Genomic DNA, 15,025 nt, shown 5'->3' on the forward strand with positions numbered 1-15,025 from the left:
CTCACCCGAGGCGATGGCTGGGGACGAGAACCGGCGTCGGTGAGGAGGAGGGGCGAGTTTCCGCGCAGCGTGGCCGGTGCCGCTTGGCGATGTGTCGCATCGATGCCTCCGGCCCATCCGCGGCCGAGCTTGTACACGCATCGCGCCGACCGGCCTCGGATGTGCGTGGTACGTGCTGTCGGCCGACGATGAGTGAGCTGGACGAAGGCGCTAAACTCAAACTCGATTCGAGTTTCCTACTTCCATCACTCGTTCTCCGTCCCACGCGGGGAACGGGGAGACGAGGGGCATCGTGGCGAAGAACGCGTCTACCGACGGCTTGACCTACTCGGCGTTCACCGGGTGGACCGATCGGCCCACCGATCTCGCGCCGGCGCTGGAAGGTGAGGTCCGGTGCGATGTCGCTGTCGTCGGCGGTGGTCTCGTCGGGATGGCTGCGGCGCTCCGGCTGGCGGAGCGCGGCGTCGATGTGGCTCTGCTCGAAGGCGGGTACTGCGGCTGGGGTGCGAGTTCACGCAACGCGGGCTACTTGTCGAACGCCCTGGCCGGGGACCCGCAGCTCTTGCGCCTGCTGTACCGACGCCGGCTCCGCGACCTCGTCCGGTACGGTGGGAACGCGGCGGAGTTCACCGAGGGGCTGATCAGGCGCCTCGCCATCGACTGCGAGTACGACCCCACGGGTAACGTCATCGCCGCTGTCTCCACGGGACAACTCCGGCGTTTGAGGAAGAACATGGGGATCCTCCGCGACGCGGGGGCGGACGTGGAATTCGTCGACGGCCGTGACTTCGGCCTGCCGGAAACCTTCCTGGGCGGCATCTTCGAGCGGGGCGGTGGCCTGCTGAACCCCGGGAAGCTCGCACTCGGACTCAGGGCCGCACTGCTGGCGTCGAACGCGAAGGTGTTCGAGCGGACGACCGTGGAGGCTGTCGAGCCGGACAGCGCGGGCGTCGTGCTCGGCGTGCCCGGTGGGCGCGTCCATGCCGAGAGGGTCGTGCTCGCGACCAACGCCCACTCCCGCGACCTCGAGATCGCCCCGAGCGGCATCACGCCCGTCTGGACCAGCTTGGTGGAGACCGAGCCGGTCGATCCCGACCGTCTGGCGGCCATCGGCTGGACAAGCCGTACCGGCATCATCACCCCGCACACGATCCTCGAGAACTACCGGCGCACCGCTCGCGGCACGATCATGTTCGGTACCCGTCGGCTCCAGGCGGCGCCGTCGGCACTGGGTGCCCACGAGCCGGATCGCGCGGTGGTGGCGGACCTGGTCCAAGGCTTCCACGAGCGGTTCCCGTCGCTCGGTTACGTCGCGCCCCAGCGGGCGTGGGGCGGGTGGGTGGCGATGACGTCCTTCCTCCCGGTCGCCGGCGAGGCCGCGAAGAACGTCTTCTACGCCGTCAGCTGCAACGGCCACGGACTCTCCCAGTCCCCTTATGTCGGCACGCTGCTGGCCGACCGGCTCGCCGGTGACGAGATCCACGACGACCTGCGTGCGATCTGGCGGCCGCGCCCCCCCTACGTGCCCTCATTCGCTCTCGGCGCGACGGCGCTGAAGGCCGGGTGGGTGCTCGACCGCATTTCGGACCGTCTGAGCCGGCGGTCCTGACGAGCCAGGCTCAGGCGCCACGGAGGATTGACCATCACCTCCGGCGCGTCTCTGCGGACGTGACATCACGGCCGCCGACGGGCCTGTGGTCCCCGGTCGACCGCGCCTCCGGAGCGAGTTGTGCCTCCTTCGTGCGCTTCCCTCGGGCGCCACCTGCTTGCTGTGAGGCCACCGCCGACGACCGGGGCCCAGTCGGTCATCCAGGCCCGCGGTCCCGTGGACGACCGCCCTGCCGTGTCCGGCATCCATGCCTCATGGGGCGGCGGTTGCGCGGCTGTCCGGAGGGGGCGACCGAAGAGGGCCCTCCCTCGGTCGATGGCTCCGTGCGCGCACCGCATCAACCCGATGCGTCGCCATGCTCTTGACAGGCACTCGCCGCGCGACTCTAAACTCGAAGTCGATTCGAAAACGAATCTTGCTCTCGGGCCCGCCACCCCGATGGCGACACAAGACCGCCGTGCTCCTCGCGCGCGGCGACAGCGGAAGAACGGAGAGGGCCCCGGCCGGCCCCACTCATGATCTCGACCCCCTTCACCGAACTGTTCGGAGTGGACCACCCGATCGTCTGCGGCGGCATGACCGGCGTCGGAACGGCGGAGCTCATCTCCGCCGTGGCCGAGGCGGGCGCGCTCGGGTTCCTCACGGCGCTGACCCAGCCCACCCCGGAGGCGCTGACGCGGGAAATCGCGCGGTGCCGCGAGAGGACAGACCGGCCCTTCGGCGTCAACCTCACCGTCCTGCCGACCCTCAAGCCGGTGCCCTACGCGGAGTACCGGGCGGCGATCGTCGAGAGCGGCATACGGGTCGTGGAGACGGCCGGCGGCAACCCCGCCGAGCACGTGGCCGACTTCAAGGCCGCCGGAGTCAAGGTGATCCACAAGGCGGTGGCCGTACGGCACGCCCTCAAGGCGCAGGGCCTCGGCGTCGACGCGGTCAGCATCGACGGCTTCGAGTGCGCCGGACACCCCGGCGAGGAAGACATCCCCGGCCTGGTCCTCATCCCCGCCGCCGCGCGACGCCTGGACATCCCGGTCATCGCCAGCGGCGGCATCGCCACCGGCAGCGGCCTCGCCGCCGCCCTCGCCCTCGGCGCCTCCGCCGTCAACATGGGCACCCGCTTCGTCGCCAGTGCCGAGGCCCCGGTGCACCAGAACGTCAAGGATCAGATCGTCGCCAACGACGAGCGCGCCACCCAGCTCGTCTTCCGCGAGTTCGGGAACACCGGCCGCGTCGCCCGCAACGCGATCTCCGAGGAGATCGTCGCCCGCTCGCAGCGCCCCGGTGCGGCCTTCAAGGACATCGCCGAGCTGGCCTCCGGCGCCCGGGGCCGCACCCGCGTGCTCGAACAGGGGCACATGGACGACGGCCTGTGGTGGGCCGGCCAGGCGCAGGGGCTCATCGAGTCGGTGGCCACCTGCCGGGAGATCGTCAGCGGCATCGTGGCCGACGCCGAGAAGACCATCGGCCGGCTCGCCGACCTCCGCGGATGAACCCGGCCGCCCCGCCCGCCGTACGAAGCAGGAGCACCCTCCGATGACCTGGACCACCCTCCACCACCGCGTCGAGGACGGCATCCTTACCGTCACCCTCGACCGGCCGGACCGCCTGAACGCCTTCACCCCGACCATGGCCGGGGAACTGGAGCGGACCTTCACCGAGGTGAACGAGGACGACGACGTGCGGGCCGTCGTCGTCACCGGCGCGGGCACGGCGTTCTGCGCCGGCATGGACCTCGGCTCGGACGGCAACGTCTTCGGGCTCGACGAGTCCCTCACCCCCACGCTCACCGACATGAGCGACCTGAACAGCCCGGACATCAGCCGGGTCAGGGACACCGGCGGGCGGGTCACCCTGGCGATCCACGCCTGTCGCAAGCCCGTGATCGCGGCGATCAACGGTCCGGCCGTCGGGATCGGCGCGACCATGACGCTCGCGATGGACGCAAGGCTGATGTCGACGACCGCGCGCTTCGGCCTCGTCTTCGGCCGGCTCGGCATCACACCGGAGGCCGCCTCGACCTGGTTCCTGCCCCGCCTGGTCGGCCTGCCCAGGGCCCTGGACCTGCTCTACTCCGCCGAGATCCTCGACGCGGAGGCCGCCGAAGCCGCCGGCCTCGCGAACGCGGTCCACGACCCCGACCACCTCGCGAAGGAGGCTCGCGCGCTGGCGGATCGCTGGACGCTGGGCCGCTCGCGCGTGGCGACCGCGCTGACCCGTCAGATGACCGTTCGCAACGCGAGCCTCGAACGGCCCGAGGACGCCCACCGGGTGGAGTCCCTGGCGATGTTCTACTCCAGCGTCGGCGACGGAGCCGAGGGCGTCTCCGCCTTCCGCGAGAAGCGCACCCCGCGCTTCACCCGGCCGGCCTCCGCCATGCCGCCGTTCTACGGCGAGTGGATCGCCGCCATCGAGAACGCCTGACGGCGAGGACCGGCCCGTCGGCGCCGGGGAGCGCGCACCGGCGCCCGTACGGCGGGAGGGCGCTTCCCCGCCGACCCGGCCGCGCCCACCACCGACGCACCCGGCGGGAGGCCGAGGCCCGGCGCGCCGCGACCGCGACCGCGAGCGCGGTCCGCGCCGGGCGGCGCCGCACCTGGGCGCGGCGGCAGTGGCGAGCCGGTGGGGACGAAGGCGCAGGCGTGCGGGTGTCGCGCTTCCCCGTTGCCCGCTGTAAACTCGAAGTCGATTCGAAATTGAGTAATCCGTTCGTCGGGATCGGACCGGAGCCGCCCTCAGGAGGGCCGCTCGCGGAAGCCGCGATGTCTCGTGCCGTTCCCGTCGAGCCCTCCCGGAAGCTTGTTGCGCACGACGAAGAGAGGAACTGGGATGACGAACGCGGAGCCCGAGTCGGACGCGGTCAACGCCGCGCCCTCCGTACGCGAGGAGACCTGCGACGTCGTGGTAGTCGGGGCGGGAATGGCGGGCCTGATGGCCGCCACGACGCTTGCCCGGGAGGCCGACGTCGTCGTGCTGGAAGCGGCCGATCGCGCGGGCGGACGCGTCGAGACGGTTCGGAAGGGCGACTACTGGATCAACCTCGGCACGCAGTTCACCGAGGGGACCGGGCCGCTGATCGACGCTCTCCACCGCCACGGCATCGAGATGGGATCGTTGGCCGGCAAGGGCGTGGCACTGGCCCTCAACGGCCGGTTGGTCGACACGGCCGATCCCTTCGCGCTCATGTTCCGCACGCGCATGCGTCTCGTGGACCAGGTCGGCATGGCCGTGGTCGGTGCCCGCGTCCTCGCCGCGGTGCCGTTCCTCGCATCGGACAGCGGCCTGGCGAAGCGGGTGCGGGCCGGGCTCGACCGGCGTCTCGCCTCCGACCTCCTGCGCGGTGTCCGCTCCGAGCTGGCCCGGGACATGGTCCGGTCGTGGTCGGGCCAGTGGATGGGCTGCGAGCCCGGCGAAACGGCCGCGACCCAGCTGGTGACGTCCGTGGGAATCGCCCTGACGGATCCGGCGAAGGTGCCGAACTTCGCGCTGCCGGTCGGGGGGAACCAGACGCTGACCGACGTTCTCGCCGCCGATCTCGGCGAACGTCTCCGTCTCCGGGCAGCCGTCAGGTCGGTGAGGCCGGAGGGTGACGGGGTCGTCGTGGAGTACGTCGCAGCGGGCCACGGAGTACGGGTGCGCGCGAAGCGGGCCGTCGTCGCGGTGCCCAGCGACGTCGCGCCGAGGATCCTCCCGGCGCTTCCGCAGACGTACCGCAACGCGTTCCAGGACATCCGCTACGGCCGGTACGTGATCGTCGGCTTCTTCACCGAGGAGAAGGGGCCTCAGCCCTGGGACGAGCTCCTGGCCGTCTCCACGCCGCAGCTCTCGTTCCAGGCGGTGTTCAACCACGCCGCCGCCACCCGGAGGGGAGGCGAGCGGAAGCCCGGCGGCGCGCTGGCGTGTTTCGCCGGCGGAGCGATGGCCGACGACCTCTTCGAACTCTCCGACGAAGCGATCGTCACCCGGTTCGCCGCGGACCTCATCTCGGTCTACCCCCAGCTCGAAGGGAAGCTCGACGAGGGGATCGTGCGGCGGCACCGCCGTGTGGTGCCCTTCTGGGCGCCCGGAAGGCGTGCGTCGCTGCCCGTGCTGAGGAACCCCCTCGGACCGATCCACCTGGCCGGCGACTACCAGCTCGACATGCCCTCGCTCGCTGACGCGGCGAGCTCGGGCGTGAACGCGGGCAAGGCAGTGCTCGCGAGCATGAGGCGGTGACCTCGGCGGTGGCGATGAACAGGGGCCCGGCGTTGTCCGCGCCGAACGACGCCATGTCCGACGGCGTCGTACAACACACAATGCTGTTCGACCGGGCCCCTGAGGAGTCACCGGTGATCCTCTTCGTCACCCGTCCGAGGCGATGACGCACGTGGTCGCCGTCCTCGCCCTCCTGTCCCTGCTCTTCGTGTGGTCGCTGGTGTCGAGCCGCATGTCGCGCTGGAGCGTCACCGCGCCGATCGCGTTCGCCGTGGCGGGCGCGGCGCTGGCGGGAGGCGCCCGGTCCGCGATCGGTTTCGACCTCGACGCCCACACCTTCCAGAGGTGTGTCGAGGTCGTTCTGGCCGTCATGCTGTTCACGGACGCCACCGAGGCCCGGGGCTACGAACGGCTGGGCCGGTCGGTGGGGGAGGGACGTCTGCTGGGCCTGGCGCTGCCCGCCTCGGTTCTGCTCGGAACTCTCCTGGGGGTCGTGCTCTTTCCCGGCACGGGCTGGTGGTTGGCGGCGGTGGCCGCCCTCGTCGTGATGCCCGCGGACCTCGCCCCCGTACTGAGCCTGCTGCGTGACGAACGCGTGCCCCTGCGGGTGCGGGCCGCCCTGAACGTCGAGGGCGGTTTCAACGACGGCCTGGTCTCGCCGTTCTTCGTGTTCTGCGTGGCCAACCTCGTCTCGACGGACGGGGACACGTTCACCGACCTGTTGCTGAACGCCGCCCGGGGCGCGGCGTACGCGGTGCTCGTCGGTGCGGTCCTCGGCTTCCTGGCGTCGTGGCTGGTGCGCAGGTCCCGGGAAGCCGGCTGGACGGGGCCCACCGGCCTGCGCATGGCCGGCCTCGCCCTCCCCTTCCTCGCCTATACGGCCTCGTCGGAAGTCGGTGGCAACGGCTTCGTCGCGGCGTTCGTGACGGGCCTGTGTTACGCCCGCACCGCGCGTCCGGCGGGGGGCGACCACCTCCGGCTCGTCCACGACGTCAGCCACCTGATGGCGCTGGCGGTGTGGTTCACCTTCGGGGTGCTGATCGCGGACGAGTTCGCGGACGGCGTCAGCCTCGCGGTCGTGGTCTACGCGGTGTTCGCCCTCACTCTCGCCCGCTTCGTTCCGGTGGTCACCGCGCTCACCGGTAGCGGGTTCAGCGGGGTCGAACGCGCCGCCGTCGGCTGGCTGGGCTCGCGCGGCGTCACCTCCATCGTCTTCGCCGTCCTCGCGTACACGCAACTGCCGGACGGAGAAGCGGCGTTCGTGGTCGAGACGGCCTGCGCGACCGTCCTGCTGAGCGTCGTCGCGCACGGTGTCACCGCGGAGCCGATCGCCCGCTGGTTCGCCCGCGGTGCCCCGCGGGAAGCGGGCGGGACAGGAGGCTCGCCGCCGACGACGGCCGCGCGTGACACCGAGTGATGCGGACCGCTACGTGGCGCGGAACCGCCCTGCCTCGACCTCGACGATCATTCCCCTGTCCACCAGCCGGCTCAGGTGCCGTGCCGCGATCCGCCGTTCCACCGGCCGGACGTGGGGGCCTTCGACGTGCGGCCGGTAGACCAGTCGGCGCTCGGCGATCTCCTCGACGGTCCGCGGTTCGTCGAGGTACGTCAGAAGGGTCGCGTCCCGCCGCTCCACCACGCCGACGAAGGCGTCGAGCCGTCGGCCGAACCCCTCGGCACCCTCGATCACGCCCTTCTGGTGGGCCGTCCCGTACCAGCGGGCCCCGATCTCCCGGCATCGGCGCAGGGACGCCTCGAAATCCGTCAGGCTGCTGCCGACGTCTCCGTAGAACGGGCCGAACGAGGTCAGGTCGATGTCCGCCACGAACAGGAATCCGTCCGGCTCGATCAGGAAACCGCAATGACCGGCGGTGTGGCCGGGAAGGTGCACGACCGTCACGGTGCGTCCACCGAGGTCGAACACGGCTCCGTCGGTGAACCCCGTCGCGTCGGGGCGGTCACGCACGTGGAACCGGTCGCGCAGCATCGTCTCCGTCTGCTCCGTGGCGTCCGGCGGGAGGCCGTAGCCGGCGGCCATGACCGCACGGGACCGCAGAGCGGCGAGGTCCTTCTCGTGGGTGTGGACGGGCACGTCGTACTGGCCGAGACCCGCGACGTGGTCCTCGTGCGCGTGGCTCACGAGGACGAGGTCCGCGGGGGGCGCCGACTCGACGAGCGACAGCGACGGGTCGATGATCAGCGTCTCGGCGGTGCCGCGCACGAGGACGGAGTTGGCGTACGGGTAAGCGCCTCGCTCGGGGCCGACCAGTACGGTGACTCCGCCGTACTCCGCTTCCGTGTATCCCGTCGTGTGCACGGTCGGCACTCCTTCGTCGGCGAGTGGCGTGGTGGTCGTCGGATCACGTGGCGGCCGTCGCGGCCCTGCGTGGGGTGGTTCGCGCGGGTGATCCGCAAGCCCACGACGCGAGGGTAACGGTCCACCGATTCGGCCGACACCCCACGGTGACGGCCGCGGCACACCGTCGACGGAGCGCCGTGATGTCGTAGCGTCGGGCCTCGAACGGGTCGGTAGCCGCTGCTTCCTGAGGAGTTCTTCCGTGCCGCAGTCACGTCCCCGGGGCCGCCGTCGGAACCAGTGGCTCTCCGAGCGTCGCCGGTCGGCGGTGAGCTTCGTCATCGCTGTGTGCACGGCGGTGCTTCTCCTCGGTCTCGACCGCAGCTGGGCGGAGATCTCGGTGGCGGACGTGTGCGTGCTGATGCTGCTCGCCCATCTCTTTCCCTATCTCTTGATCACGACGATCGCCTTCTCGACCGCCTCTCCCGATCGTGTGCGCGACTGGGCGGACCGGGAGACACGGGGCACGACCCTCCAGCGGTACGTGTACGGAACGGCGCCGGGGCCAGGGGTCTCCATCTTCATCGCGGCCGCCGCGCTCGTGGTGGCGGTGGTGTGGCGCCCCGGCCACATCGGCTCCGCGTTCGAGCCGGTCGCCCGGGCGGCGGTGGCACTCACGCTGGTCGCCGTCGCCTGGGTCTGCGTGGCCGTGTCCTTCGCCGTCGCCTTCCAGGCCGACAACCTCGTGGAGGGCGAACGGGCACTGGACGTGCCCGGCGAGGAGGCCCCGATCTGGAGCGACTACCTCTATTTCGCCTTTTCGGTCATGACGACGTTCGGCACGACCGATGTCACCGTGGTGTCCCGGGAGATGCGCCGTACGGTGACGGTCAACGCCTGTATCGCCTTCGTCTTCAACACCGTCACGGTGGCCAGCCTCGTCTCCGCCCTGGACAGCCTGTGACGAAGCCACCTGGGAACCGGGCGTCCCCTCAGATCCGCTCCCACCATCCCAGCGTCAGAACGATGCCCTTCTTGACCGCGCACCCGAGCGTATGCCCCCTGAGGGAGAACACGATCGAGGAGAGCGCCGCCGAGGACGCGGTCGCCATCACGAGGGCGATGCCGATCTCCCACGACATGAAGAAGCCGAGGAGGAGGGTGGGTACGAGCATGATCAGGCATCCGACGGCCGTCTCACGCAGAACCCGGCTCCAGCTCGCCTTCCGCCACGTCCGCGCCCTGCCGGAGTACCCCTCAAGGGGAACGTGACGAGTGGAGCCGCAGACGTCGGTGTTCATTTCGGTGTGCTCCGGAAGGGTGTGAGGGGCCGGCGCGGCTACTCCTGGGCCTGCGCGGCCAGGTGGCCCACCACGGTGAAGAACAGGTAGGTGCCGACGACGTAGAAGAACACCCGTAGACCGATGCCCTTCGCTTTCCATCTCTCGTTCGTCCGGTCCGCGTCGTGGTCCTCGTCGCGCACGGCAGTCCCCTCTCAGGGTGTGGTGGTCGGAAGCGGTGACTGGTCCCCGCTACTGCTGCCGGCCGGCGGCGGAGTCGCCCCCGGCGACCTGTGCCAGGGCGTAGAAGCCCGACCGGCCCAGCCCCGCGGCCTCGGCCGTCTTGAGATTGCGTACGGCGGCTTCCAGCACGTTCGCGGCGAAGCCGGCGCCCCTCATGCCGTCGAGGCACGTCTCGCCTCCGTGGGTGAACACCGACAGCGTGGCCTGGTCCGTCGTGAAATCACCGCTGCCGATCGCCGCCACCGCCTCCTTGGCCCCGTCCTTCAGCGCCGCGAGGACCTTGTCCGTGGCCTCGTCGAGGACGTCGCCCGAAACCCCCTGGCTGTGGGCGTACGCCGCGGCGTCGACGTAGGCGGCCAGCGCGGCGACGTACACCCCGCCGACGATCGTGAGGTCGACCGCGCTCGCGGCCTGCGCCTGCTCGGAGATGAACCGCGTCGCCGGACCGAGCGCGGCGATCAACTCCTCGTGCCGCGCCCAGGCTTCGGGGTTCCCTGAGAAGAGGACGTAGCCCCGCTCGGTGCCGATGTCCTGGGGGAAGCAGAGGATCGCGGCGTCCAGGTAGGGGACGCCCTTCCGGGCAGCCCACGCGGCGGCGTGCTCCGCCTCCGCCGTCGAGCTCGTCCCCGTGTTGACGAGCGTCTTGCCGTTCCAGTCGCCGACGCACTCCAGGCTTCGGAGTACGGCTTCGTAGGACGGGGCGCAGGTCAGGACCAGGGGGGCGGACGCGACCGCCGTTCCGAGGTCCGCCTCGGCCCTGATCCCCGGCAGCTCGGTCGCCAACACCCGAGCCCGTGCCGTGTCCGGGTCGTACGCGGTGACCCTCCAGCCGGAACGCGCCAGGGCACGGGCGATCGACGCCCCCATGAGCCCATTGCCGATCACCGCGACGTCGCGCTCGGTGTATGTGGCCATGCCGGTTCCTCTCGTAGTGGCGGGTTTCGGCGCCAGGGACGAACCCTGAAGTCAAACTCGATTCGAGTTTAAGTTTTGATGATGCGCGTAGTCAATCCGGGGTGTGGTGATCGGCGTCGGTTGCGGCAGGGGCCTGCCACCTCGCTTCACCCGGGAGAGGCCGGTGCGCGGCTGATACGATCTCGAATTGTGTTCGAGAAGAAGTCCGCATCCCCGGCGTCGGCCCGTCCGGCCGTGCAGCGCCGTGGCATGGAGCGGAGACGCGCCATCCTGGACGCCGCCGAGGCGCTGCTCCGGGAGCAGGGCTACGAAGCGGCCACCCTGAAGGCCGTCGGCGAGCGGGCGGGCATCCCGGTCGCCTCGATGTACCACTACTTCCCCGACCGGCACCAGGTCGACGCCGAGCTCCTGCGCCGGCATCTGCGGGCGATCGAGGAACTCGTCACCGCCGCGCTGGAAGGCTCCCCGCTGTCCACGCTGCGGGAGGCCGCGGACGCCGTCATCGACCCCCTGCGCGACTACTTCCGTGAGCATCCGAGCTGCGTCGAGCTGTGGTTCTCGGGCCGCAGCGAGGCGCTCGCCGTCCTGGTCCGGGAGTTCGACGCCGTGCAGGCGGACCGGTTCTGGCGCCTTCTCGTCGAGCGCGGCCTGGTGTCCGGCGACACCCCCCGGCTCGCCCTGCAGCTCGCCTTCGAGGTGGGCAACCGCCTTTTCGACGTCGCGTTCCGGCAGTCGCCGGCCGGCGACGACGCCACGATCGACGAAGTGCGCCGCATGGTGATCGCGTACCTCAAGACGTACGCGGCCTGACCTGACCCGGCCGGCCGGCCCGGACCTTCCCACGGCCACGCGGGTGGGGAGTCAGGTCGCCGGGAGAGTGAGGAGACCGTCCGCGGGCAGGGCCTGTTCCGCCCAGATCACCTTTCCCTCGCGGTGGTGGCGGGTGCCCCAGCGTTCCGCGAGCTGGGCGACGAGGAGCAGTCCGCGGCCGCCCTCGTCGTAGGTGCGGGCGCGGCGCAGGTGCGGAGCGGTGCTGTTGGCGTCGGAGACCTCGCAGGTCAGCGTGGACTGACGGATCATCCGCAGCCGGATCGGACTTCTGCCGTAGCGGATCGCGTTCGTCACCAGCTCGCTGACGATGAGTTCGGTGGTGAAGGAGAGCGCGTCGAGGCCCCAGGCGGTCAGCGTGTCGGCGGCGAAGCGGCGTGCCCCGGCGACGGCCGCCGGGTCGGAGGGAAGGTCGAGGGTGGCCACGTGACCGGGGTCGAGCGACAGGGTGCGGGCCACGAGGAGGGCGATGTCGTCGACGGCCCGCTCCGGCACCAGCGCGGCGATCAGACGGTCGCAGACCTCGTCCGGTGACGGGGACCCCTGGGCCAGGCCGTCGCGCAGCAGCTCGCGAGCGGTGTCGACGTCCCGCGCCCGGCTCTGGACGAGACCGTCGGTGAACAGGGCAAGCAGGCTCCCCTCGGCCAGTTCGAACTGCACGGTCTCGAAGGGGAGTCCGCCCAGGCCCAGCGGCGGGCCGATCGGCATCTCCGGAAACTCGACCGACCGGGAGCCCGGCGCGTCGCCCGCTCCGTCCGGGGGAGTGGCCACGGCGGGCAGGACGTGTCCGGCGCTGGCCAGCGAGCACACGCGGGAGATCGGGTCGTAGACCGCGTACAGGCAGGTGGCGCTGGTCTCGCCCGCTTCCTCCCCCTCCTCGTGCTGGAGCCGGATGACCACGTCGTCCAGGTGGGTGAGCAGCTCGTCGGGCATGAGGTCGATGTCCGCGAAGGCGCGCACGGCCATCCGGAGGCGGCCCATGGTGGCGGCGGCACGCAGTCCGCGCCCGACGACGTCGCCCACGACGAGGGCCACGCGGGCTCCGGACAGCGGGATCACGTCGTACCAGTCGCCCCCCACGCCCGCGCGGGAGCCACTGGGCAGGTAGCGGGAGGCCGTGACGACGGCGGACTGCTCCACGGCGTGCCGCGGCAGCAGGCTGCGCTGGAGGGCGAGCGCGGTGGAACGCTCGTGGGTGTACCGGCGGGCGTTGTCGATGGAGACCGCCGCTCTGGCCGCGATCTCCTGGGCGAGGAGGAGGTCGTCCTCGTCGAAGGGCGCGCCGCTCCCCGTACGGAGGAACCGGACGAGCCCCAGCGTTTCCCCGCGGGCCACCAGGGGGAGGAGCAGGGCCGAGTGGAACCCGTCACCACCCGCGGGGCCCCCGCTCGCTCCGGCACGGCGCAGAACGGGCGTGCCGGTCGCCAGCGCGCGGGCCGGCTCCGAACCGGCGGGGTAGCTGTGCGTCCGTCCGATCCGTACGGGAAGCTCCGCGGCGTCGCCGCCCGGTACGGATCGCCGGGCGACGCGACGGAGCGACGGCGGCGAGACGTCCTCGTCGTCGAGGACGGAGGAGACGAGGTCGACGGTGACGAGGTCGGCGAAGCCGTCGGCGCCGACGTCCGCCAGCTCCTGCGCGGTGCGGTCGATGTCCAGTGCGGTCCCGATCCGGCGACCGGCCTCGTTGGCCAGCAGGAGCCGCCGTTGCAGCCGGCGGTCGCGCTCCTCCTGGTAGGCCGCGACCACGTGGGCGGAACTGCGGTCCACGTACCCGAAACCCGCCGCCATCAGGCGCAGTGCCGCGGCGTTGACCAGCTCGGGATCGTCGGTGAGCGTGAGGACCTCGGTCTGGACCAGCTGGAGCAGGGCGACGTGGCCGAGCCGGTAGCCGCGCAGGAGCGTGCTGATCGGGACCCCGCTCCGGGCGAGCCTGCGGGCGAGCTCCAGGGACTGCGGCGGCGGCGCGGCCTCCGCGGCGTCGGCGCCGTGTTCCAGCAGGTCCAGGAACGCGACGACGTGCCCGGCCGTCTCCTCGGCCACGAGATCCGCGACCTCGTCGTACCCCCATGGCTCGGAAAGCTCGCCGCGGGTGTACCGCAGCAGGGTCTCGACCGATTCCTCCGTCCGCGGCCCGAGCTGCTGGGCCAGACGGTGGAGGAGGGTGTCGACGTCGGTCCTCATAAGGGCATTGTCCGGAAGGGGAAGGACCCCTGCCACCGGGTGAGCGGGGAGCGGGGCGTCGGAGACGACGGACGGTTCGCGGTCACGCATGCCTCAGCTCGGAGCGGCGCCGCGCCGGGCGTTCCGTCGGCTCCCGTTGATCAGGTCGTTGAAGCGGTCGACCGTCCAGATGGTCCGCAGTCCCACGGCGCCCATCATCAGCGGGCGGGGGAAGTCGGGCTTCTTCGCCCAGAGCGTCTTCAGGTCCTCGTGCTGCTCGCCGTCCACGATCAGGTCCGCGATGAGGGAGCCGACATACGGAGCCTGGGCCAGACCGTGGCCGTTGCAGGCGACCGAGTAGTAGACGCCGTCGCGGGTCGTGCCGGCGACCGGGAGCCAGGACGGGGTGATCGCGATCCATCCGCCCCAGGCCCGGGCGGCCGCGACGTCGGCAAGCGCGGGGAAGCGCCTTTCGAAGGCGTGCGCGAGTTCGGCGACGACGGCCTCGTCCGGCTTCCTCGGAGGGAGGGGACAGGTCCTGCCCCGCTGGAGCCGGCGGACCCCGAACACGATGGTGTCGCGCGAGGTCAGCCGGTAGTTCTCCATGATGTTGTGCTGGGTCACCACACCCGACCGGCTGGTCCACCCCAGTGCGGCCAGGCGGTCGGGGTCGATCGGCTCGGTCTCCACCTCGCTGACCCAGATCGGCACGGAGAGCCGCTTCGGGGCGATGGCCAGGTCGCCGCCGAAGGCGTTCGTCGCGAGTACGGCCCGCCGCGTCCGCACCTCGCCCCCGGGCGTGCTGATCACCACGTGATCGCCGGTCGGACGGACCTCGGAGACCCGCGTCCGCTCGAAGACCCGGGCGCCGGACGCGAGGACCGCACGGCGGATGCCGAGGCTGAACTTGCCCGGATTCATCATTCCGCCGACGGACTCGCGCATGCCGCCGAGGAATCCGCGCGGGATGCCGAGCTCCGCGCTCGTACCGAGCTCGACGTCCGCGCCGGCCTTGCGCAGGAGCTTCGTCACACGGCGCACGCGGCCCATCTGCCCACGGGACACGGCGGCGCAGACGTTGCCCGTGGCCTCGTAGTCGCAGTCGATGGCCAGCCGCTCGATCAGCCGCTCCAGGAAGTGAGCGGAGTTCTCCGCGAACCGGACGATGCCGGGAAACGTCTTGCGGTGGAGCATGCTCAGGAGCTGGATGTCGCCCCCCGGGGCGCCCGCCACCTGCCCGGCGTTGCGCGAGGCGGAGCCGTGCCCGCAGAACTCCGCCTCCAGCAGCACCACGTCCCGGCCGCGTTCGGCCAGTCGCAGGGCGGTCGACATGCCCGCCAGGCCGCCGCCGACGACCGCGACCTCGCAGGTGACGTCGTCGTCCAGGGCGGGCCGGACGTCGCCAGGAGGGTCGATCCACCCGGTGAAGGTGGTGTACTCGACGTGGTCCGTCTTCATCTCGCTGTTCCTCCTGGGCGGTGACGGGTACGACGGCGGCTGAGG

At 71.4% G+C, this 15,025-nt stretch carries 13 protein-coding genes; 7 read left to right on the forward strand and 6 right to left on the reverse strand.

Annotated elements, in window-relative coordinates; genetic code table 11:
- Window positions 1-292: 292 nt before the first annotated feature.
- The 5 genes from CP977_RS30325 to CP977_RS30345 all read left to right on the forward strand — a co-directional run bounded on the left by CP977_RS30325 (window position 293) and on the right by CP977_RS30345 (window position 7,217).
- Entirely contained in the window at window positions 293-1,609 is a 1,317-nt protein-coding gene (locus CP977_RS30325; protein ID WP_229991766.1) for an NAD(P)/FAD-dependent oxidoreductase, read from the forward strand.
- A gap of 515 nt (window positions 1,610-2,124) precedes the next feature.
- Complete coding sequence (locus CP977_RS30330; protein ID WP_152371163.1) at window positions 2,125-3,099, forward strand: NAD(P)H-dependent flavin oxidoreductase; 975 nt, start codon at window positions 2,125-2,127, stop codon at window positions 3,097-3,099.
- Window positions 3,100-3,142: 43 nt separating this feature from the next.
- The gene (locus CP977_RS30335; protein WP_152371164.1) at window positions 3,143-4,030 is read left to right on the forward strand and encodes an enoyl-CoA hydratase-related protein; all 888 of its coding nucleotides are present in this window, start codon (window positions 3,143-3,145) and stop codon (window positions 4,028-4,030) included.
- 405 nt (window positions 4,031-4,435) lie between these two features.
- Window positions 4,436-5,821, forward strand: coding sequence for a flavin monoamine oxidase family protein (locus CP977_RS30340; RefSeq protein WP_152371165.1), 1,386 nt, complete (start codon window positions 4,436-4,438; stop codon window positions 5,819-5,821).
- Window positions 5,822-5,963: 142 nt separating this feature from the next.
- On the forward strand, window positions 5,964-7,217 hold the full coding sequence (locus tag CP977_RS30345; protein WP_208421185.1) for a cation:proton antiporter: 1,254 nt from the start codon (window positions 5,964-5,966) through the stop codon (window positions 7,215-7,217).
- A gap of 9 nt (window positions 7,218-7,226) precedes the next feature.
- Here the strand turns inward: CP977_RS30345 and CP977_RS30350 are convergent, their stop codons facing one another.
- Window positions 7,227-8,117 carry an MBL fold metallo-hydrolase gene (locus CP977_RS30350; protein WP_152371166.1) on the reverse strand — a complete coding sequence of 297 codons (891 nt, stop codon included), beginning with the start codon at window positions 8,115-8,117 and terminating at the stop codon, window positions 7,227-7,229.
- Between the two features lie 241 nt (window positions 8,118-8,358).
- Between CP977_RS30350 and CP977_RS30355 the strand changes: the two genes are divergently transcribed.
- The gene (locus tag CP977_RS30355; protein WP_372460745.1) at window positions 8,359-9,060 is read left to right on the forward strand and encodes a DUF1345 domain-containing protein; all 702 of its coding nucleotides are present in this window, start codon (window positions 8,359-8,361) and stop codon (window positions 9,058-9,060) included.
- A gap of 28 nt (window positions 9,061-9,088) precedes the next feature.
- Here the strand turns inward: CP977_RS30355 and CP977_RS30360 are convergent, their stop codons facing one another.
- The 3 genes from CP977_RS30360 to CP977_RS30365 all read right to left on the reverse strand — a co-directional run bounded on the left by CP977_RS30360 (window position 9,089) and on the right by CP977_RS30365 (window position 10,534).
- Entirely contained in the window at window positions 9,089-9,271 is a 183-nt protein-coding gene (locus CP977_RS30360) for a hypothetical protein (protein WP_152371167.1), read from the reverse strand.
- A gap of 164 nt (window positions 9,272-9,435) precedes the next feature.
- On the reverse strand, window positions 9,436-9,579 hold the full coding sequence (locus tag CP977_RS34265) for a hypothetical protein (RefSeq protein ID WP_167308962.1): 144 nt from the start codon (window positions 9,577-9,579) through the stop codon (window positions 9,436-9,438).
- Window positions 9,580-9,628: 49 nt separating this feature from the next.
- Entirely contained in the window at window positions 9,629-10,534 is a 906-nt protein-coding gene (locus CP977_RS30365; protein ID WP_152371168.1) for an FAD-dependent oxidoreductase, read from the reverse strand.
- A gap of 249 nt (window positions 10,535-10,783) precedes the next feature.
- Here CP977_RS30365 and CP977_RS30370 point away from each other — a divergent pair, with 249 nt between their 5' ends.
- The gene (locus CP977_RS30370) at window positions 10,784-11,344 is read left to right on the forward strand and encodes a TetR/AcrR family transcriptional regulator (protein WP_167308961.1); all 561 of its coding nucleotides are present in this window, start codon (window positions 10,784-10,786) and stop codon (window positions 11,342-11,344) included.
- A gap of 51 nt (window positions 11,345-11,395) precedes the next feature.
- On the opposite strand, the gene CP977_RS30375 is transcribed toward CP977_RS30370, so the two are convergent.
- Both CP977_RS30375 and CP977_RS30380 read right to left on the reverse strand, forming a co-directional pair.
- Entirely contained in the window at window positions 11,396-13,543 is a 2,148-nt protein-coding gene (locus tag CP977_RS30375) for an ATP-binding SpoIIE family protein phosphatase (RefSeq protein WP_152371170.1), read from the reverse strand.
- A 93-nt stretch (window positions 13,544-13,636) separates the two neighbouring features.
- Entirely contained in the window at window positions 13,637-14,980 is a 1,344-nt protein-coding gene (locus tag CP977_RS30380) for an NAD(P)/FAD-dependent oxidoreductase (RefSeq protein ID WP_152371171.1), read from the reverse strand.
- Window positions 14,981-15,025: the final 45 nt, after the last annotated feature.

Source organism: Streptomyces cinereoruber (genome assembly GCF_009299385.1).
GTDB classification, from domain to species: Bacteria; Actinomycetota; Actinomycetes; order Streptomycetales; family Streptomycetaceae; genus Streptomyces; species Streptomyces bikiniensis.